Source organism: Compostibacter hankyongensis (assembly GCF_039541075.1).
GTDB classification, from domain to species: Bacteria; Bacteroidota; Bacteroidia; order Chitinophagales; family Chitinophagaceae; genus Compostibacter; species Compostibacter hankyongensis.
The window spans coordinates 697,652-716,879 of record NZ_BAABFN010000002.1 but is presented as its reverse complement, the minus strand read 5'-3'; the positions used below and the strand labels follow the sequence as shown (position 1 = coordinate 716,879).

General features: G+C 55.9%; 13 protein-coding genes. 6 read left to right on the top strand and 7 right to left on the bottom strand.

Translation table 11 applies throughout. The features are described from left to right. Entirely contained in the window at nt 1-636 is a 636-nt protein-coding gene (locus ABD851_RS07670) for an NUDIX hydrolase (RefSeq protein ID WP_344977877.1), read from the top strand. Here ABD851_RS07670 and ABD851_RS07665 read toward each other — a convergent pair. Together ABD851_RS07665 and ABD851_RS07660 are read right to left on the bottom strand one after the other, a co-directional pair. After that, nucleotides 604-1,944, bottom strand: coding sequence for a bifunctional folylpolyglutamate synthase/dihydrofolate synthase (locus tag ABD851_RS07665; RefSeq protein ID WP_344977875.1), 1,341 nt, complete (start codon nt 1,942-1,944; stop codon nt 604-606). The genes ABD851_RS07670 and ABD851_RS07665 overlap by 33 nt on opposite strands. A 12-nt stretch (nt 1,945-1,956) precedes the next feature. Continuing rightward, nucleotides 1,957-2,832, bottom strand: a complete 876-nt coding sequence (locus ABD851_RS07660; RefSeq protein ID WP_344977872.1) for an energy transducer TonB — start codon at nt 2,830-2,832, stop codon at nt 1,957-1,959. A gap of 99 nt (nt 2,833-2,931) precedes the next feature. Between ABD851_RS07660 and ABD851_RS07655 the strand changes: the two genes are divergently transcribed. Continuing rightward, complete coding sequence (locus ABD851_RS07655; protein WP_344977870.1) at nt 2,932-6,753, top strand: sensor histidine kinase; 3,822 nt, start codon at nt 2,932-2,934, stop codon at nt 6,751-6,753. Nucleotides 6,754-6,808: 55 nt separating this feature from the next. Here the strand turns inward: ABD851_RS07655 and plsX are convergent, their stop codons facing one another. The 3 genes from plsX to ABD851_RS07640 are packed head-to-tail and all read right to left on the bottom strand — an operon-like array spanning nt 6,809 to nt 8,557. Further along, nucleotides 6,809-7,765 (bottom strand): phosphate acyltransferase PlsX, encoded by a 957-nt coding sequence (gene plsX / locus ABD851_RS07650; protein WP_344977868.1) that lies wholly within the window; start codon nt 7,763-7,765, stop codon nt 6,809-6,811. A 42-nt stretch (nt 7,766-7,807) separates the two neighbouring features. Further along, nucleotides 7,808-8,005: a 50S ribosomal protein L32 gene (gene rpmF, locus ABD851_RS07645; RefSeq protein ID WP_344977866.1), complete on the bottom strand. Its 198-nt coding sequence runs from the start codon at nt 8,003-8,005 to the stop codon at nt 7,808-7,810. A gap of 12 nt (nt 8,006-8,017) precedes the next feature. Beyond that, nucleotides 8,018-8,557, bottom strand: a complete 540-nt coding sequence (locus tag ABD851_RS07640) for a YceD family protein (protein ID WP_344977864.1) — start codon at nt 8,555-8,557, stop codon at nt 8,018-8,020. 392 nt (nt 8,558-8,949) lie between these two features. Between ABD851_RS07640 and ABD851_RS07635 the strand changes: the two genes are divergently transcribed. Together ABD851_RS07635 and ABD851_RS07630 are read left to right on the top strand one after the other, a co-directional pair. Then, the gene (locus ABD851_RS07635; RefSeq protein WP_344977862.1) at nt 8,950-9,702 is read left to right on the top strand and encodes a DUF4397 domain-containing protein; all 753 of its coding nucleotides are present in this window, start codon (nt 8,950-8,952) and stop codon (nt 9,700-9,702) included. Nucleotides 9,703-9,862: 160 nt separating this feature from the next. Further along, a complete protein-coding gene (locus tag ABD851_RS07630) occupies nt 9,863-10,657 on the top strand; it encodes a DUF4397 domain-containing protein (RefSeq protein WP_344977860.1) in 795 nt (264 codons plus the stop codon). Nucleotides 10,658-10,680: 23 nt separating this feature from the next. On the opposite strand, the gene ABD851_RS07625 is transcribed toward ABD851_RS07630, so the two are convergent. Continuing rightward, nucleotides 10,681-11,532, bottom strand: a complete 852-nt coding sequence (locus ABD851_RS07625; protein ID WP_344977858.1) for a hypothetical protein — start codon at nt 11,530-11,532, stop codon at nt 10,681-10,683. Between the two features lie 136 nt (nt 11,533-11,668). Here ABD851_RS07625 and ABD851_RS07620 point away from each other — a divergent pair, with 136 nt between their 5' ends. Both ABD851_RS07620 and ABD851_RS07615 read left to right on the top strand, forming a co-directional pair. Next, nucleotides 11,669-13,108, top strand: a complete 1,440-nt coding sequence (locus tag ABD851_RS07620) for an L-serine ammonia-lyase (RefSeq protein WP_344977856.1) — start codon at nt 11,669-11,671, stop codon at nt 13,106-13,108. A gap of 47 nt (nt 13,109-13,155) precedes the next feature. After that, nucleotides 13,156-16,083 carry a hypothetical protein gene (locus ABD851_RS07615; protein WP_344977854.1) on the top strand — a complete coding sequence of 976 codons (2,928 nt, stop codon included), beginning with the start codon at nt 13,156-13,158 and terminating at the stop codon, nt 16,081-16,083. 35 nt (nt 16,084-16,118) lie between these two features. Here ABD851_RS07615 and ABD851_RS07610 read toward each other — a convergent pair whose 3' ends face one another. After that, complete coding sequence (locus tag ABD851_RS07610; RefSeq protein WP_344977852.1) at nt 16,119-18,779, bottom strand: valine--tRNA ligase; 2,661 nt, start codon at nt 18,777-18,779, stop codon at nt 16,119-16,121. Nucleotides 18,780-19,228: the final 449 nt, after the last annotated feature.

Here is a 19,228-nt window from a genome sequence, read left to right as displayed (position 1 = left end):
ATGATAGTCTTGCCGGAGGCGGGAGGGAACCGGCGCTTGTTGTACCTTGCAGGACTTCAAACCGATGACGATATGCACGCGCTGGACTGGAAAACACTTTCTTCCGAATACCTTTACCGCGATCAATGGCTGACCGCACGGCGCGACCGCTGCGTTACGCCCGAGGGCAAGATCGTGGATCCTTATTATGTACTGGAGTACCCCGACTGGGTAAATGCGGTAGCCCTGACAGACGCGGGGCAGCTGCTGCTGATCCGGCAATACCGGCAGGCATACGGGGCCACCATCCTGGAGCTGCCGGGCGGCGGCATGGAGCCGGAGGATGCCGGACCCGAAGCGGCTATGCGGCGGGAGCTGCTGGAAGAAACCGGCTTTGCTTTCGACCGTTTTGAGTACCTGGGAAAAGTATCCCCGAACCCGGCCACCAGCAGTAATCTTACGCATATGTTCCTGGCCACCGGCGGAAAAAAGGTGCAGGAGCAGCAGCTGGATATGAATGAAGAGATCATCGTGGAACCGGTGGAGCGGGAGGATATTTTCCGGCTGCTGGCCGGAAACCAAATCGTCCAGAGCCTGCATGTCAGCTGTCTGTATTATGCTTTTCTACGGCTGGGCTGGCTGAAGCCGGCCGGCTGATCCTTCTTCCGGTAGCACTTCACCTACCACAAAAAAGCTGCCGCATACCAGGATCATATCTTCCGGCCCGGCCCGGCGCTGCGCCGCCCGGAAAGCTTCCTGCACGCCGGGCCAGGCTTCGCCCTGCAGTCCGGCTGCCGCCGCCTGCGCCTGCAGCACCTTTTCATCCATCGCGCGGGGAAGGGCCGCCCGGCAGAAATAATAGACTGCGTTGCGGGGCAGCAGGGTCAGGATATGTCCTACCGTCTTGTCCTTTACAAAGCCCATCACCACATGCAGCTGCCGGTAAGAAGTATGGGAAAGCTGTGCAACGATTTCCCGGATGCCCCCTTCGTTATGGGCCACGTCAAATACTGTCAGCGGGCGGTATCCGGCGATTTCCCAGCGCCCGCGCAGGCCTGTGACCGCGCGGACCTGCTTTATGCCCTGCTGTATGACGGGAAGGGTGAGCCCCCATCCCCGCTCTTCCAGGAGGGTGCAGGCCGCGAGCAGCGTGCACAGGTTCTTGGACTGGTAAGCGCCGCCGAGGTCCGGCTCCAGGATATGATCAGCGCCGTCTTTTCCCCGGAAATAATACCGGGGCTCTCCCTGCTGCAGCGCCTGCCGGTGGAGCTGCCATTCCTGGTCGGCAAAGCGCAGAGGAGATCCCAGCCGCCGGGCGGTCTCCCGGAAAACGGGAGCGGTTTCCGGCTGCGTTTCCCCGATGACTACGGGTATGCCGGGTTTGATGATGCCGGCTTTTTCCCCCGCTATTTCGGGCAGCGTGTGGCCGAGTATATCCTGGTGGTCCAGGCTGATATTGGTGATGACGGACAATTCCGGCAGGATGATGTTGGTGCTGTCCAGTCGCCCGCCCAGTCCGGTTTCAATAATGGCAACATCCACCCGCTCCCGGGCGAAATGCGCAAAGGCCATGGCCACCGTGATCTCAAAAAAGGAAGGCTGCAGCGCTTCCATCATCGGCAGCAGGCGGTTGACAAAGTCCACGACCGCTTCCCGGGGGATCATCGTTCCGTCGATGCGGATGCGTTCCCTGAAATCCTTGAGATGCGGCGAGGTGTACAGCCCTGTCCGGTACCCCGCCGTCTGGCAAACGGCCGCCAGCATATGGCTGACAGAGCCCTTGCCGTTGGTGCCGGCGATATGAATGCTTTTGAAATGCTGTTCGGGGTGATCCAGGGCTGCGCAAAGCGCCCTGATATTGTCCAGGTCGGCCCGGAAAGCCGCGCTGCCGACCCGGCTGAACATAGGAAGCCGTTTGTACAGGTAATCGAGGGCCTCCCCATAGCTGCTCACCGTAAAAGACATGGCTGCGCCGCTTTACTGCTGTATTTTGAATACGAATACGATCTCGCCGAACTGCACGACGGGCGCGTTGGGGTTGACATTGAACTTGATCTGCTTCACCTTTTTCTCTGCCAGGCGGCTGATGGTGGGGTTGTCCGCGCTGATAATGCTGTATCCCGTGACATTACCCTGCTGATCCACCTTGATGCTGAGCCGTACCCGGCCCGGCTCCCGGAAAGCCCCTTCGCGGGAAGGATAGGTGACAATATGACGACCGTTCAGCCGGTAGCTGAGGCTGTTGCCGCCGAGCCCGGAAAATTCGCCGTTGTGATTGGCCGCGGTGGGATTGCCGTTTACCGCACCCTGGTCGCCCTGGCCGCTGGTGAGGCCCTCGTTCCGCGAATCGTTGGAAGTGCCGGCGCTGTTGCCGCTGCTGGCCTGGCTCGACGTGCCGCCGCTGTATATGGCCTTGGGCTTCCGCGTGGGCTTGGGCTCTACGGGAGCGTCGGGGCGGGGCGTTTTTGCTTTATTTTTTACTTCTTCATTGATGTTTTTGGAAACATCGGGCTTTTTCTTTTCTTCGGGTACTTTCTTGATCACGGCAGGAGCGTCCTCGGCGTCGTCGGTGACCACGTCCTCCGTGCGGGAGCCCGTTTCTGAACTGGCGGGGCTGGCTTCTGCAGGCTGGGCCGGCACGGGAGTAGGAGATTGCGGATTGGGATTCAGCGGCTGCTCGGTGCCGGAGCCGTCCCGGGCGTTACCCAGGTTGATCTCCATGCCCATATCCTGGTTGGGCAGGGGGGGAGGAGCCGAAAAGCCGACCAGAATGCACACGACGATCACCAGGCCGTATACCAGCACGGTAATGCCCAACGCCTTCACATTTTTTTGTTGCTCAAAACTGCGCATGAATGCTCCTTGCTTGGTTAACCCAAAAGTAATCATTTTATGCCTTCCGGCATAGGGTTCTCAAAGGTACCGTATCCTTAGTATATTTACACCGGCTTGATGGATGCAAAAGAAATACGGCTCTTTTTTCTCCGGCACGGCTATCTGCTCATTACGGCAGCCTGGCTGGTGACCATTGCTTTCCTGGTCAACAATTACTGGTTGTATTATTCTTCCCCCGCAGGGGTCAGGAACTCGCTGGAGAAAAACCTGCAGCGCCGGGAGCTGGAATTTAACAAGCTCTGTGACGATACGTCGCTGATGCGGCAGCTGCTGAACCGGGATTATGACGAGGCCCTCCTGCGACGGCTCACCCGTCCCCAGAGCGACTTCCATTTTTTTGTATTCAACGGTGAATGGGAGACCTTCTGGAGCACCAACAGCGTGGATCCAAGATCGCTGACCGCCCACCGCCTGACCGAAGGAAGTCATTTCCAGAAGCTAAAAAGCGGGTATTACGAAATTATCCGTAAAAATCTCAGCGAAGACGGCCAGCAATACATCCTGGGCATTGTTCCCGTAAAGGAGGAGTACTATTTCACCAACAGCTACCTGCCCAACCGCTATTACCAGCTGTCCCGCATCGGCAGGGAATATGTGATCAATCAGGAGGGGGAAGGGCAGCCTGTGCACACCGTTACCGGCCGCACCCTTTTTTACCTGGAGCACCTTCCCACCCGCCAGATGCTCCAGCCCAGCGGCATCAGCGGTATCCTGAAAATGCTGGCCACGCTCTGCATCCTGATCTTTGTCAACCTGTTTGCCGTATTTATCGGCCGGCGCAGCAATCCCTGGGTCGGTTTTTTCTTCCTGGCGGCCTTTTTGTTCCTGATCCGGCTGATCAGCTATGTCAGCGTATTCCCCTTCGCGTACCGGAGCTATGCGCTGTTTGACCCGAAGATATACGCCTCCAGCAATATCCTGCAATCCCTCGGCGATCTTTTTATCAACGTGGTGCTGGTCTTCTGGCTGATCCTGTATTTCCGGACACAGCTGGGCGACCGGCTGAAGCTGCCTGAGATGCCGCGGCGCTGGAAGTACCTGCTAACGGTGGCGCTGTCGTTTATCATGTATTATACAGGGCAGTTTTTTTCCCATATCGTACAGACGCTGGTCATTGATTCCAAGATATCATTCGACGTTACCGATTTCTTCAGCCTGAATTTCTTCAGCATCATCTACAGCATTATCGGTTTTGTGGTGCTGGGACTGATCGCTTTCTGCTTTTTCTTCTTTTCCCAGATCGTGAACCGGCTGCTGGACCAGCTGACCGGGGAACGGTATACCACCAAATATATCATCCTCGGTCTGGTGGGACTGCTATGGCTGCTGCTGCGGGTAAGGAATCCGGAGCTGGGTTACTCCGTAGGACTGATGATCTGGCTGCTGGCCTATATCTTTCTACTGGACATCATCCACCAGCGGATCAGCCCGGGGCTTTCCACCATCCCTTTTATCTTCTGGCTGCTGCTGCTTACAGTCACCACCACCGCCATACTGGTATATTACAACAACCAGCGGGAGCTGGAGAACAGGGAGCAGGTAGCCCGCCGCCTGTCCAAGCAGAAAGACCCCACCCTGGAATTCAACCTTGAGGTGATCAATAACAACCTGCTGCAGGATCCCCCGCTCCGCAATTTCCTCGTTACCCGCGATTCCGCCCATAAGCGCGATCTGGAAGAAAGACTGCTGGCCAGCTACTTCGGAAGGCTGGACAACCGCTACGAAGTCAGCTTTTATACTTACGATGATACGGGCCGCGCTATCAACAACGTGGATACCACCGGCATACGAACCTTCAACTATGTGCTGGAAAACCGGTCGGAGCCTTCGAGCTCTCCCAACCTGTATTTTCACGAGACCTCATTTAACAATTACAGCTACATCGCCCGGCTGCCGGTGTATGATACGGTACTGCTGTATAACTTTCCCCAGCGCAGGCTGGATGGCTTTCTGTATTACCGTCTTACCCCCAAGACGTTCAAAAAGGAAAGCCTGTACCCCGAGCTGCTGACCAAAACGGAGGATTATAACCTGGACCTGAACCTGGACAAATATTCCTATGCGGTATACGACAAGCTGCAGCTGGTCAGCAATCACAACGATTACCCGTTCCCGTTACAGCTGTCCATGAAAGACGTGCCGCTGATGGAGTTTTCCTATCGCGATGAAGACGGTTTCTCCCAGCTGTGGTACAAGCCGACCAAAGATAAAGTGGTGGTGATCGTGAGGCGGAACCGCAATGTGATCGAGGCCATCACCCTCTTTGCCTACATGTTCTGCATCTTCCTGGTGCTGGCGGGCATTTACCGGCTTTTCGACATGCTCATCCGCGTCGGTATGCGGCCGGCGGCCATCCGCGATATGATCCGGATCACCATACGGGTGCAGATCCATGGTCTGATCATCTTTATCGTGGCTTTTGCCTTTGTCATCCTGGGGGTATCCACCATCTCCTTTTTTATCAACCGGTACGATAAAAACCACCGGGACAAGCTGAGCAAGGATATCAACATACTCCTGGCGGATGTGCAGAAGGTCTATCATAACTTCCTGGAGTTTGACGATACGCAGCATTTCTATTCTCCCGCTTTCCAGAGCCGGCTGCAGACCACCATACAGAACATTGCCGATACCCACGGCGTGGATATCAACATCTACGACCTGGACGGCAACCTGGATATTACCACGCAGAACCTCATCTTTGAGAACGGGCTGCTTTCCGCCAAGATGGATCCGCTGGCCTATTACAAGCTGCACTATATGAAGCAGGTGCAGGTGACCCAGAAGGAGGATGTGGGCAACCTGGACTACCTGTCCAGCTACGCGCCCATCCGTGACTACAACGGGGAAACCCTGGCCTACCTGAACCGGCCGTATTTTACCTCGGAAACCGACCTGAACCAGGAGATATCCAACTTCCTGGTGGCGCTGATCAATCTGAATGCGTTTATCTTCCTGCTGTCCGGTTTGCTGGCCGTCTTTATCACCAACTCCATCACCCGTTCTTTTACGCTGATCAGCGAAAAATTCAGCCAGGTGAACCTTTCCCGTCAGAACGAGGAGATCGAGTGGCACCGCGATGATGAGATCGGCATGCTGGTGCGGGAGTACAATAAGATGGTGAACAAGCTGGAAGAAAGCGCGGCCATGCTGGCCAAAAGCGAACGCGAAGGCGCCTGGCGGGAAATGGCGCGGCAGATCGCCCATGAGATCAAGAATCCGCTTACCCCCATGAAGCTCAGCCTGCAGTACCTGCAGAAAGCCATGGGGCGCGACAATGCCGATGTGCGGTCGCTGGCGGAGAATGTGGCCCGCACCCTGATCGAGCAGATCGAGCACCTGTCACAGATCGCTTCCGACTTTTCAGCCTTTGCCAATATTGCTTACGCACATAACGAGGTGCTTTCGCTGAACGAGGTGCTGCATTCCGTGGTTTCGCTTTTCGGGGGCTATGCCAATGCGCGCGTGGAATACCACGAGCCGGAAGAGCGCCTGTATGTATATGCTGATAAGACGCAGCTCAACCGGGTGTTTACCAATCTGCTGCAAAATGCGGTACAATCCATTCCCGAAGAGCGGATCGACGGACTGATCAGCATTACGGCGGTAAGGGAGGGAGATCATGTGGTGGCGGCCATCCGCGACAACGGTACCGGCATACCCGAAGAAGCGCGGGCCAGGATATTCACGCCCAACTTCACCACCAAAAGTTCGGGGACGGGGCTGGGCCTGGCGATGTGCAAAAATATGGTGGAAAGGGCCAAAGGGCGGATATGGTTCGAGACGGAAACCGATACCGGCTCTACCTTCTTTGTGCAGCTGCCGTTGGTCCCGGATCACGGGCAGGGGGCATTGCCCGGAGCGGAAGAGGCCGGCTGAGGCCGAAAGTATCCGCAGCGTCCATAAAAAAGCCGGCTACGGCCGGATAAAAAAGTTAATCTTTGGCGGGGGTGAAGTTTTCCCGGAACTTGTCGAGCAGGCGGGTCTCCAGCACTTCTCCGGCGAGGGAGATCATCTTTTCAAAAGTGCTGCCTTTGGAGATGCCGTGCCCGATGATGACGGGTTCGTTGACCCCGAGCACCGGCGTGCCGCCGTAGTATTCGTAGTTGAACAGCTCGAAGTATTCGTCGCGGATCTGCCGCCGGTTCATGATGTCATAGACCGATTCGGCCATTTTCAGGACGATATTGCCGGTAAAGCCGTCGCAGACGATCACGTCGGCCTTCCTGCTGAACAGGTCGCGCCCTTCGATATTGCCGACGAAGCGTATCTTGTTGTTGTCTCTGAGCAGGGGATAGGCCGACTGGGACAGCAGGTTGCCTTTCCCTTCTTCTTCCCCGATATTGAGCAGGCCTACGCCGGGATCGGCGACCTTCAGGATGTTTTTGGCGTAAAGCGTACCGAGGATGGCGAACTGGACCAGGTGTTCGGGCTTGCAGTCCGCATTCACGCCCACATCCAGCAGCAGACCCGTCGAGCCGTCTTCACGGGGAACAAGGGTGGATATGGTGGGCCGCTGTATGCCGGGCATGCTTTTGATCGAATACAGCGCGCCGACCATTACGGCGCCGGTATTCCCGGCACTGATAAAAGCCTGGATCTTGCCTTCTTTGAGAAGATGCAGACCGGTATTGATGGAGGAGCGGATCTTCTCTTTCAGGGCCTTGGTGGGATGCTCGTGCATCCCGATTACTTCGGGAGCATGGATCAGGCGGTAACGGGAAGCGTCTATGCCGGCCTCATCCAGAAGCGGCTGGACCTGCGCTTGGTCTCCGATAAGGGCCAGATGAACGGCAGGAGAGGGGTGTTTGTCTAAAAATAATTTTACTCCGTTTACCGCTTCGCGGGGGGCGAAGTCTCCCCCCATCATATCAAGCCCTATGACCATCATGCGCTGCGTCGTTTAATCATTTTCCCGGTAAAGATAGCAAAATTATGACGCGCTGCTCTGTTGTTTTTCCATGACCACTTTACCCTTGTAATACAGCTTGTCTTCAGACCAGTGGGCACGGTGGCGCACATGGGTTTCGCCGCTGGCAGCGTCGGTGCTCAGGGTATCGGCTACCGCCTTGTAATGCGTTCTGCGTTTGGCGGAACGCTGCTGGGAATGGCGTCTTTTCGGATTTGGCATTTTATTCGGATTTTAAATATTCTTGAATTGGTCTAAATCTTTCCAGATGGGATTCCCGGTCTTCTCCTGCTGCTGCCGCATGGCATCAAGCCTTGCCAGCACCTGCGGGTTACAGCCGCTCTGGCCGTCGGGCCCATCGGGATGAATCCGCTGCATGGGGACGCTGAGCAGGATAAATTCATACAGCCAGTCTTCCACATGCAGGTGGGAATCGGTGCGTGCGATATAGGCCACATCCGGATCTTCATCCTGCGGCAGCGCATCGGGATCATCCACCAGCTTCACCACCATGGGAAACTCGTCCCAGATGTCGAGCATAAAGGGATCCCCGCAGCGGTCACAGATCACTTCCACAGCGCCGGTTACCTCGAACTTCAGCAGGAAAAATCCCGGCTGTTTATCCAGCGTCAGGTTCACCTGCAGCTGGCAAACGCCAAAATCCGGTTTTGTTTCCCGCGCCTCGAAAAAACGGTTATCAATATCATAACCGAAATGATGCACACCCTGCTTCAGCCCTACAAAAGCAATGTCGTATTGATGTCGCGGCTTCATGCCCGTACGTTATTCCCTCCGGAATTAAGGCTGCAAAGGTAAGTAAATCATTCGATAATGGGAAAAATAATGCACAGTTATTATCTTTGCATCCGCCGGGCAGGAGGGGAAGGCCGGGCACGCTCCCGGAATTACCCCGCCCGGAAAATATTTACCGGCTTTTGGCGTTTTCTCCCTGATATTTCCGGAGGTATGCAGCGTTTGTGCCCGGATGGCTGTCTCGCATGAGAAAGGTCCCCGGATCCTGTAAAACATTGAAACAAAACAGTCAAGGTCCCGGGGGCGGTTAAACGGAAAACAATTATAGGAAACCGAGCATAATACTGTCTTCTGTATACGGAAGTATGGATAAGCGAGGTTCGACCTGATCCTTAAAAAACAAAAAACCACAGATGAAAAAGAAACTCCTTTTTGTTGGTGCACTGGCTTGTTGCGGTCTCTTCCTGCTGACGGCCTGTCTGAAGAGCAATGACGACAATCCTTACCCCAATGGTCAGGCCTTTTATTTCCTGATCCAGACCTCACCCGACGCCACCCCGCTGCAGGTGCTGCTGAACGGGCAGGATATTACCGGCGGGAAAACCCTTTCCTATCCGCAGCGTACGCAGGGTTACCTGGCGGTGGGCGCCGGTCCTTTCCAGATGCGTCTGGTCGACGTTGCCAGCAAGGATACGGTGATCCGGATCGATGATTCCCTGTCCATGGGCGAGCCGGCTACCGTTGTGCTGTACGACTCTGCCGCTGCGCTCAAAAAGATGTTCATCCGGGACGATTACAGCGATTTTAACCCCCAAAAGGTGCTGGTACGGTTTATGAACCTCAGCCCCGATGCCGGTCCTGTAGACGTGTACCTGGATTCCACCCTGCAGTTTTCCGGACGTACTTTTGCGGATAATGCGGGTAATTCGTCCTATAATATGTATACTTCCATTAATCCCGGGAAGTTTAAATTAACCGTTACGAAAGCCGGAACCACCGATACGCTGGCTTCCTACAGCAATGAGAGCACAGGCGATAATCAAGTGGACCTTTCCGGAAGCGATGCCGCCGGCGGCTTTACCCTCTTCCTGCGGGGATATGCCTCCCATACGGACAGCCTTGGTCTGAAGGCCGATTACATGGTTCATTATGTAAGCGGATATTAAGTAAATGTTTTTTTGCGCCGCTCTGCCGGGCGATATCTCCCGGCATCGGCGCATTTTAAATATCTTTGTGATCCGATACCCTGTATAACCAGGTCATCGCACTTTAGTAGGTTTTGCTGATTATCCGGTAAAACAAAACTTATCTTAAAGAGCGCAGCATATGGTGAAAAGAATTGTACGGCCCCTGGGTGCCCTGTCTGTGATAGCTTTGTTTACGGGTCTGGCTTGTACCAAGTACCGCAATAACGACCCGCTTTCCAATTCCGGAATCATGTTTGTGCAGGCGTCGCCCGACACCCTGCCTCTGACGGTGCTGGTCAACGGCAAGGAAACCGGCGCCCCGCTGGGATTCGGGGACAGGACCGGCTATGTCAATGTGTCATCCGGCAGCGCTTCCCTGGAAATACGGCAAAACGCGAGGATCATTGACAGCATTACCGCCGATACCCTTGTCACCGACAGTGTCAGCATGACGGACTCCGTTGTGCTCGATACCATCTACCGTGATACGGTCTATAACCTGCTGGACGCCTCGGTGGACGTCGACGGCAACCGGGCCTACTCCATATTTGCCTATGATACCACCCGGCCGGTCAAATACCTGCTGCTGAATGACGGGCTGACCACCACTCCCCTGGAGGAAAAAGCACGGGTGCGCTTCCTGCAGCTTGTGCCCGGCGACAGCGCCCTTACCCTGTATGCCAATAATACGCCTGTATTTAAAGACCGGGAGTTTGCCGATGTGGCCAAGGATCCTTCAAAAGGCGCGTACCTGGAAATGGACCCCGGCAATTATACCATCTCGTTGAAATCTGCGGTCACGGACAGCCTGACGGCTCCCCCGTCCAGCGTTTCCTTCCGCGAAGGCGGTATCTATACGCTTTATGCCGGCGGATTGCCCGGCGATACCTCAACTCCGGTGATCCTCCACCTGGTCACCAGCTATGAGCCCTGACGGCTGCGCCGTTCTCCGACGGCTTACGGCAAACGGATATAGACGGGCCTTCCGTATTGGATAAATATGGAGTCTTTCATGGCGCTGCTGTCTTCCGGGGCTGTCCGGAAAGGCACCGAGAGCGTATAGCGAACGGAATCATGTGTGGTCAGGCGGATATGATGTCCCCAGCTTTTCAGCTCCTCATAGCGGTGCAGGGCGCGACTTTTCCCTGCTGTTTCGAATACCACTTCATATTGCAATAAACCGGTCGCAGCAGCGGCGCTATCGGTTGCCGGAGGCTGTTGCGGCTTCACCAGCGCCGATTCCTGCGGGGCGGCAGGCGCCGGTAAAGGGCCTTTCCGGATACCCTGCATCCGGAAAAAATAAAATCCTGCCAGCAGGGCCAGCACCACGAACAGAAAGGACAAAGCAAGCAGCAGGTTCCTGCCCGTCCGTTTTTTCCCGGCCGGATGGGCTTTTACCCGGCTCAGCGGATGAGCGGAGGAGGGAGCCGCAGCGGTTTCCCGGGTGCGGGGCGCCTCCCGCAGGTGGATAAGTCCCCGCGGGTCCATATAAAGCGTGCCTATGCCTTCAAAATCAAAAGGCTGGCGGATATTCAGCATTTCACGGGCCTGCCCGGCGAATGATTGCAGATCGGCAAGCGCCAGCGAGCGCATCTTCCCGGTTTTTTCCATAATATAGCGGATGAGCGCGTCATCCGCCTCCGTCCGGGCATCCTGGGTAAAGCTTAGTTCGACAGGCATTTCCGCCCCGTCCTGCTCCGCCTTTTCCCCCGTCCCCGCACGAAAGGTTCCCAGCCCGGGAACGGGAAGTACCCGCTGGGCATAGAAATACTGTTTCAGGAGGGAGGCCAGTGTCTGCGTATGCAACATAATACGGACAAATATAATGAAACAGGGCAGAAAAGTATATTAAACTTGATAGATATTATGACTTTTTCTAAAAAGAAAAAGTCGCCGGCGGCAGTTCGCCGAAACGAAGCTATCTTTATCATTACAGCTATACATCATGACAGCGCAGGAAGACATTTCCGTATTCGATATCTTTAAGATCGGGATAGGTCCCTCCAGCTCCCATACCCTGGGGCCCTGGAAGGCAGCCCGCTGCTTCCTGGAGAAGCTGTCGGCCTGCGGAGCCCTGCCCCGCGTCCGCCGCGTGACGGTCCGGCTGTACGGTTCCCTGGCCAAAACAGGAAAAGGTCACGGTACCGATATCGCCGTACAGCTGGGGCTTTGCGGGGAAGACCCGGTTACCTTCGACACCGGCAGCCTGCGTGCCAAAATCGCCGCTATCCGGGAGCGACGGCAGCTGCTGCTGCAGGGAACGGTCCCGCTGTCCTTCGATCCGGACAGCGATATTCTTTTTCTGGTCATGGAAAGCCTGCCCCTTCACCCCAATGCCCTTACCTTCGGCGCCGAGCTGGAAGGCGGGGACAGCATCGCGGAAACCTATTACTCGGTAGGCGGCGGTTTTGTGGCCACGGAAACGGAGCTGGAGCATCCTCCCGCCGGAGAAAAGACGCTGCAGTTTCCTACCGACACCGCCCGCGATCTGCTGCAATGGTGTATAAAAACAGGCCTGAATATCTCGGATATCGTACTGGAAAACGAAGCCAGCTGGCGGCCGGAAGAAGCTACCCGTGCGGGATTGCATCATATCTTTGAAACCATGAGCGGCTGCATATACCGGGGCTGCCATACCGAAGGAACCCTTCCCGGCGGGCTTGGGGTAGCCCGGAGGGCGGCGGCGCTGAATAAAAAATTACTGGGCCGCAACGCTGCCTATGACGGGTATGAGGCCTGGATAGCCGCCACCCGGAAAGGCGGACAGGGATTTAAATATACGCTGGACTGGGTAAACTGCTTCGCCCTCGCGGTGAATGAGGAAAACGCCGCTTTCGGACGGGTGGTGACGGCGCCTACCAACGGCGCGGCAGGCGTAATCCCGGCCGTGCTGCAATATTGGACTGTCTTTTGCGAAGAGCAGGCGGCCGCGGAGCGCATTGTTCCGTTTCTGCTGACGGCCGGGGCTATCGGGAGCCTGTTTAAAAAAGGCGCTACCATCTCGGCGGCGATGGGCGGATGCCAAGCGGAGATCGGCGTATCTGCCGCCATGGCGGCGGCGGGTCTTACCGAATGTCTCGGCGGCACGCAACGGCAGGTGCTCATGGCGGCGGAGATTGCCATGGAGCATCACCTGGGGCTGACCTGCGATCCGATCGGCGGCCTGGTACAGGTGCCTTGCATTGAACGGAATACCATGGGGGCGGTAAAGGCCATCACGGCCTCGCAGCTGGCCCTGCAAAGCAACCCCGATCTGGCCAAGGTTTCCCTGGATGCCGTGGTAAGGACCATGTGGGAAACGGCGCTGGACATGAATTCCAAATATAAAGAAACCTCCGAAGGGGGACTTGCCGTACGAATACCGATCAGCCTCAGCGAATGCTGAGGACAGTAGCCAGTAACCCGATTTACGGAAAGACAGCAGATAACGGTATGACCGAAAACAATTTCCCGGGGAGGAAATCTTTCTTTGGGCAGCCTTTCAGAAAAGGACTGCTCCTGTTGTGCGCGGTATTGCTGTCGGCAGGATATGCCGCCGCACAGGTTTTCGGCGGCAATCCCCCCTCCGTAAAATGGCGGCAGATCAACACCGATACCCTGCGGGTGATTTTTCCCGAGGGGCTGGAAACGCAGGCCCGGCGGGTAGCGGGCACCGCCACCTATCTGAATGCGCAGGTCCGCCGATCCATCGGGGACCGGCAGCGCAAGCTCGATATCGTGCTCCAGCCCCGGGTCAGCTATTCCAACGGATATGTGGCCCTGTCGCCCTTCCGCTCGGAATTTGAAGGCGGTCCGGCCCAGGATCCCTTTACGTTGGGAACGCTGAACTGGATGCAGCAGCTGTCTCTCCATGAGTACCGCCACGCCCTGCAGAACATGAATTTCCGGGCCGGCGTGGGCCGGACCCTCGGCATCGTTTTCGGAGACAACGGTCAGGCTGCGTCGACCAGCGCGCTGATACCAGGTTGGTTCTGGGAGGGCGAGGCCGTATTTATGGAAACCGCTCTCAGCAGCCAGGGACGGGGACGGCAGCCGGCCTTTTTTGATGAGTTCCGGGGCATGTATCTCGAAAACAAGGATTATCCTTATGCAAAAGTGTTTAACGGCTCCTACAAGGATCGTCTTCCGGACAACCGCTACCAGCTGGGATACCTGATGATCTCCTACGGGCGGCAGCAATACGGGATGCATTTCTGGGAAAAAATCGCGCATGAGGGGCTGCTGGACAGCCGTTATATCCACGGGCAGGAAGGCCGGAAGGGCTTCAAATGGCTGCATTATGATATCTTTCCCCTGGCCGCTTCCCTGAAGGAGAATACAGGTCATAAGATCCCCGGATTCTACCGGCAGTCCTTCCGCTATTATGGCGACCGCTGGGAGCAGCAAAGGAAAAACACTTCGGAAACGTCCACGTCAGCGCTGCCGGTACCCCGCCGGCGGGCGGTCACCGATTACCTGTACCCTTACCCGATGCCGGACGGAAGGGTGCTGGCCTTGCGCCGGGGCTTTGACCGTACGGCAGCCATCGTGGCGGTAGACAGCGCCGGTCATACTGAGGTGCTGGTAAGACCGGGACTGCCGGACGATACCTATTTCTCCTTCCGGGGGAATAAGATAGTATGGTCCGAAACCCGTCCCGATGTCCGCTGGGGCTGGCGGTCCTATTCGGTCATCCGCATCTTTGACCTATCCGCGCGCCGTACGCATACCCTTACCCATCGCAGCCGGCTTTTCGCCCCGGACATCTCCGCCGACGGAAAGCATATCGTGGCGCTGGAAGTCGGCGATACCCTGCATTATGCCCTGGTGGTGCTGGATGCCGCCACGGGAACCTCGCAAAAAAGGCTGCCCAACCCCGAAGGATTTTATTACAGCTATCCCAAGTTTAGTGCAGACGGGACACATGTATACGCCTCCGCACGGGACCGGGAGGGCAAGACCGGTCTGGTGAGCGTGGACCTGCAGACCGGCCGGCTGCAGCGCCTGACCCCTTTTTCCTGGCATGTCACCGGCATGCCCGTGCCCGCAGGGGATTACGTCCTGTATCCTGCGGCGTACGGCGCTGTAGTAAACCTCTATGCAGTGCGGCTGCGGGACCATCGGATATTCCGGGTCACGGAGCGGTTGCGGGACAGCTATGGGGCCGCCGCCGACACGGCGGAGCAGCGTATCCTGTTTTCCGAATTTCAGCTGGAGGGCAGCCGGCTGCTGCAAACGGACTGGAACCCTGCCGCCTGGGCCCCTTTCGATACGGCGCGGCTTGCCGGCGTACAGAATCCTTATGTGGATGAGGCCCTGGGACAGGAAGGTGGAGATATCAGCGCTAAAATACCGGCGCGTGACTTTGCGGTTACGCGTTATAAAAAAGGACAGCATCTGTTTCGCGTGCACAGCTGGTCGCCCCTGCCGGAGTTTCCCGAAACCGGTATTTTCCTGCAGTCCGGCAATACGCTGAACACCTTGCAGATGAATGCCGGCGGCGGCTATAACTTCAACGACAAAAACCCATTTGCCCGTTTCCAGGTACAATACGGCGGCTGGTATCCCATGCTCAACGCCACGGTGGAAGAACAGTTTCACCGGTACGAATATACGTCGCAGCACCGCAAGGTGGTATGGAACGAAACGGATATCTCCGGCGGATTTACGCTGCCGTTCAACTTCTCAACCGGCCGTTACCTGCGTTACCTCAGCCTCGGGGCCAACCTGCATGCGGACTATGTACGGTTTCTGCCGGATCAGCATCTGCAGGGCAGCAACTATACCTTTACCTATCTGGCGCCGGCGCTGCAATTCACCAATACCCGGTTTACGGCCCCGCAGCAGTTCAATCCCCGTTTTGGTCAGACCCTGCTGCTGACCTATCGTCACAGCATGGGCGGCCTGTATGCAACGCAGCTGACGGCTGCGGCCACCCTGTTTTTCCCCGGTCTTTTTCCTACCCACAGCCTGTATTTCGACCTGGGATACGGTCGTCGAGATCGCCGGGAAGAATATCTTTATACGGATGATTTTATCTATGCCGCCGGCTATGAAAAGGCGCCCTACCGGCAAATATGGCGGGCAGGGGTAAATTACCAGCTGCCGCTTTTATATCCGGATGTGGGGTTTAGCTGGCTGTACCTGAAACGGGTACGCGCCCAGGGATTTTTTGATTACAGCAGGGCCCGCCTGTCTGCCCGGGCCGGAGGCGACAACCGCATGTTCCGCTCGGTGGGCGGTACCCTGTACCTGGATGTGCAGCTCTTTGGGGTGCTGCAGCTTCCGTTGGGGATCCGTTACAGCTATCTGCTGGATCCGGACTGGTTCTATCCGGACCGCAGCGGCCGCTGGCAGCTGACGGTGCCTTTGCAGTTTTAAAAGAGATTCTTAAAATGACTTTAACCTTTTACTCTTTACCTTTCGCCTGATTCCAGGCTCTCGGTAATGGCTTTTATGCGGGCTTCGGCATCGGATTTTTTCTTCCGTTCGTTCTCCACGACGGCAGGGCTGGCATTTTGCACAAAGCGCTCATTCCCCAGCTTTTTCTCCACCGCAGCGAGAAACTGTTGCTGGTAAAGGAGATCTTTTTGCAGCTGTTCCCGTTGGGCCGTTGTATCGGCCGGTTTGTCTGCTTCGATGAAGAATTTATCAGCGTCTACCACCAGGGTCAGGCTCCCGGTGATGGCTTTATCCGTATAGTGCAGCGCGCCGGCGTTGACCTGCCGTACCAGGATGGATTCGAGCTCGCGGTAGGCGGCGGGCTGAGCGGTAAGGATATGCAGCGTGATGGGGTCCCGCGGCTTCAGCCGGTTTTTGTTGCGCGCATCGCGGAGCGCCGTGATCACGGTCTGTGCCAGGCGTCCCTGTTCCAGCGCCTGAGGATCCGGTTCAGCGACAGCCGGCAGTTGCCGTACGATCAGGTCGTCCCCTTCGGTGCGTTCGCGGAGCAGATGATAAAGCTCTTCGGTTACGAAAGGCATAAAGGGATGCAGCAGCTGCAGCAGCTGTTCAAAAAAGCTTACTGTGCGTTCATAAGCTGCAGCGGAGATGGACGCTCCCTGCGCGGGCTTTATCCATTCCAGGTACCAGGAGCAGAAATCGTCCCAGATAAGGCTGTAGATGACCTTCAGGGCTTCGTTGAGCCGGAAGTCGCGAAACAGTTCTTCCAGCTGCCGGGAGGCTTCCCGCAGGCGGTGCTCAAACCATTGCAGGGCAAAATTATCATTCTCATCAGGTATCTCCGCCTGCCGTTCTTCCCACAACTTTACCAGCTTCATAGCGTTCCAGAGCTTATTGCAGAAAAAGCGTCCCTGTTCCAGCGAAGACTCGTCAAAAAGCAGGTCGTTGCCGGCGGGGGAGGAGATGAGGATGCCGAAGCGCACGGCATCCGCACCGTACTGATCGATCAGCTGCAGCAGGTCAGGAGAGTTGCCCAGCGATTTGCTCATCTTGCGGCCGAGCTTATCGCGCACCATGCCGGTGAAATAGACCTCGTGGAAAGGCTTCTGATGCTCGTATTCGAGACCCGCCATGATCATCCGCGCTACCCAGAAGAAGATAATGTCCTGCCCTGTGACCAGCACGGAAGTGGGATAGTAGTACCGGATGTCTGCATTGCCGGGCTCGGTGATGCCCCGGAAAACTTCCATGGGCCAGAGCCAGGATGAAAACCAGGTATCCAGCACATCATCGTCCTGCCGCAGCTGCCCCACATCCGCTGGGGAAGGTTCTTCCTTTCCGTTGGCTTCCGCCCATTGCTGCAGCGCTTCGGTTTCGGTTTCGGCGACATAGATATTCCCGTCCCCGTCGTACCAGGCGGGGATGCGTTGTCCCCACCAGAGCTGTCGGCTGATGCACCAGTCCTTCACATTTTCCATCCAGTATTTGTAGGTGGCCATAAAGCGGTCGCCCGGGTAGATCTTTACATCCCCTTGTGTTACCGCTTCCAGGGCAGGCTGTGCCAGCTCCCGCATTTTTACGAACCATTGCGTGCTGATGCGCGGCTCCACTACCGTATCCGGGTTACGCTGACTGTAGCCGAGGCGGGTAGGATAAGTTTCTTCCTTTACCAGCAGGCCCTGCTCGCGGAGGACGGCCACAGTTTTTTCGCGCGCCAGGAAGCGGTCCATCCCTACAAAAACCTGGGCGGCATCGCTGAGGGTACCGTCTTCATTGAGGGTATCGATCACCTCCAGGTTGTATTTCAGCCCCAGGTTATAGTCGTTGATGTCGTGGGCGGGCGTTACCTTCAGCGCCCCGGTACCGAAGGAGGGGTCCACATAATCATCGAAGATCAGCGGTACCCGCCGGTTCACCAGGGGAATGATGGCAAAGTGCCCGGAGAGGTGCTTATATCGCTCATCGTCCGGGTTCACGCATACGGCGGTGTCGCCCATGATGGTTTCGGGGCGTTGTGTGGCGATGGTGATGCTTTCACCGGTCAGCTGTCCTTCTCCGTCTTCCAGGGCGTAGCGGACATAGTAAAGCTTGCCTTCGAGGTCTTTGTATTCCACCTCTTCGTCGCTCAGCGCGGTTTTTGCTTTGGGGTCCCAGTTGATCATCCGCGCCCCCCGGTAAACCAGTCCTTTGCGGTAAAGATCTGTGAATACCTTGATCACAGCCCGGTAATAGTGGTCGTCCATGGTGAAATTGACCCGCTCCCAGTCGCAGGAGCAGCCCAGCTTCCTGATCTGGCTGTAGATGATGCCGCCGTATTTTTCCTTCCATTCAAAAGCATACCGGAGAAATTCCTCCCGGCTCAAGCTGCTTTTCTCGATATTTTTTTCCCTGAGCATGTTGACCACGCGGGCTTCGGTGGCAATGGAGGCATGGTCGCTGCCGGGCACCCAGCAGGCGTTGTATCCCTTCATGCGGGCGCGGCGGATGAGGATATCCTGCACCGTTTCGTTCAGGGTATGTCCCATGTGCAGCACGCCGGTCACGTTGGGCGGAGGGATCACCACCGTATAGGGCGTCCTTTCGTCCGGTTCGGAGCGGAAATAACCGCGTTCCATCCAGTGCTGGTACCATTTTTCCGCGGCAGCCGCCGCCTCGTAGTTTTTTGCTAATTCCATATCACCAAAGATAACGAAGTGCAAAAGTATTGCAGAAGGGGGGGATTTCAAACTTTGGGGGAAGCGGTGGACGAAATGCGCGGAATAGCAAAATTATCAAATGGCAATAGAGCCTCTATTATTGAAGACCAACAGTCCCATTTGAATGAGCTTAAATCCAATAACATTGAATATAGCGCTGTACTTATCATATATAAGTACGATTAGATAATTAATTATTTCAAATAAATTGAAAATTTGTTTATTTTTTGCATAAATTAATTTTCATTTGTTAGTCTGCAAAAATCACAGATATTTTGTGATCGGTTTAATTGTATAATGATTATTTGTTATGAGGTCAAATTTTTCAACCTTTTCTGGAATAAGATAATTTTAAAAAAAATTGAATAAAATTCATATCTGATATAATTTTAGGCGGTCACAGAAACACAGAAGTTTACAGCAAAGAA

Coding starts and splice junctions, on each gene's coding strand:
- ABD851_RS07670 (WP_344977877.1), top strand. CDS start 1: ATGATAGTCTTGCCGGAGGCGGGAGGGAACCGGCGCTTGTTGTACCTT.
- ABD851_RS07665 (WP_344977875.1), bottom strand. CDS start 1,944: ATGTCTTTTACGGTGAGCAGCTATGGGGAGGCCCTCGATTACCTGTAC.
- ABD851_RS07660 (WP_344977872.1), bottom strand. CDS start 2,832: ATGCGCAGTTTTGAGCAACAAAAAAATGTGAAGGCGTTGGGCATTACC.
- ABD851_RS07655 (WP_344977870.1), top strand. CDS start 2,932: ATGGATGCAAAAGAAATACGGCTCTTTTTTCTCCGGCACGGCTATCTG.
- plsX (WP_344977868.1), bottom strand. CDS start 7,765: ATGATGGTCATAGGGCTTGATATGATGGGGGGAGACTTCGCCCCCCGC.
- rpmF (WP_344977866.1), bottom strand. CDS start 8,005: ATGCCAAATCCGAAAAGACGCCATTCCCAGCAGCGTTCCGCCAAACGC.
- ABD851_RS07640 (WP_344977864.1), bottom strand. CDS start 8,557: ATGAAGCCGCGACATCAATACGACATTGCTTTTGTAGGGCTGAAGCAG.
- ABD851_RS07635 (WP_344977862.1), top strand. CDS start 8,950: ATGAAAAAGAAACTCCTTTTTGTTGGTGCACTGGCTTGTTGCGGTCTC.
- ABD851_RS07630 (WP_344977860.1), top strand. CDS start 9,863: ATGGTGAAAAGAATTGTACGGCCCCTGGGTGCCCTGTCTGTGATAGCT.
- ABD851_RS07625 (WP_344977858.1), bottom strand. CDS start 11,532: ATGTTGCATACGCAGACACTGGCCTCCCTCCTGAAACAGTATTTCTAT.
- ABD851_RS07620 (WP_344977856.1), top strand. CDS start 11,669: ATGACAGCGCAGGAAGACATTTCCGTATTCGATATCTTTAAGATCGGG.
- ABD851_RS07615 (WP_344977854.1), top strand. CDS start 13,156: ATGACCGAAAACAATTTCCCGGGGAGGAAATCTTTCTTTGGGCAGCCT.
- ABD851_RS07610 (WP_344977852.1), bottom strand. CDS start 18,779: ATGGAATTAGCAAAAAACTACGAGGCGGCGGCTGCCGCGGAAAAATGG.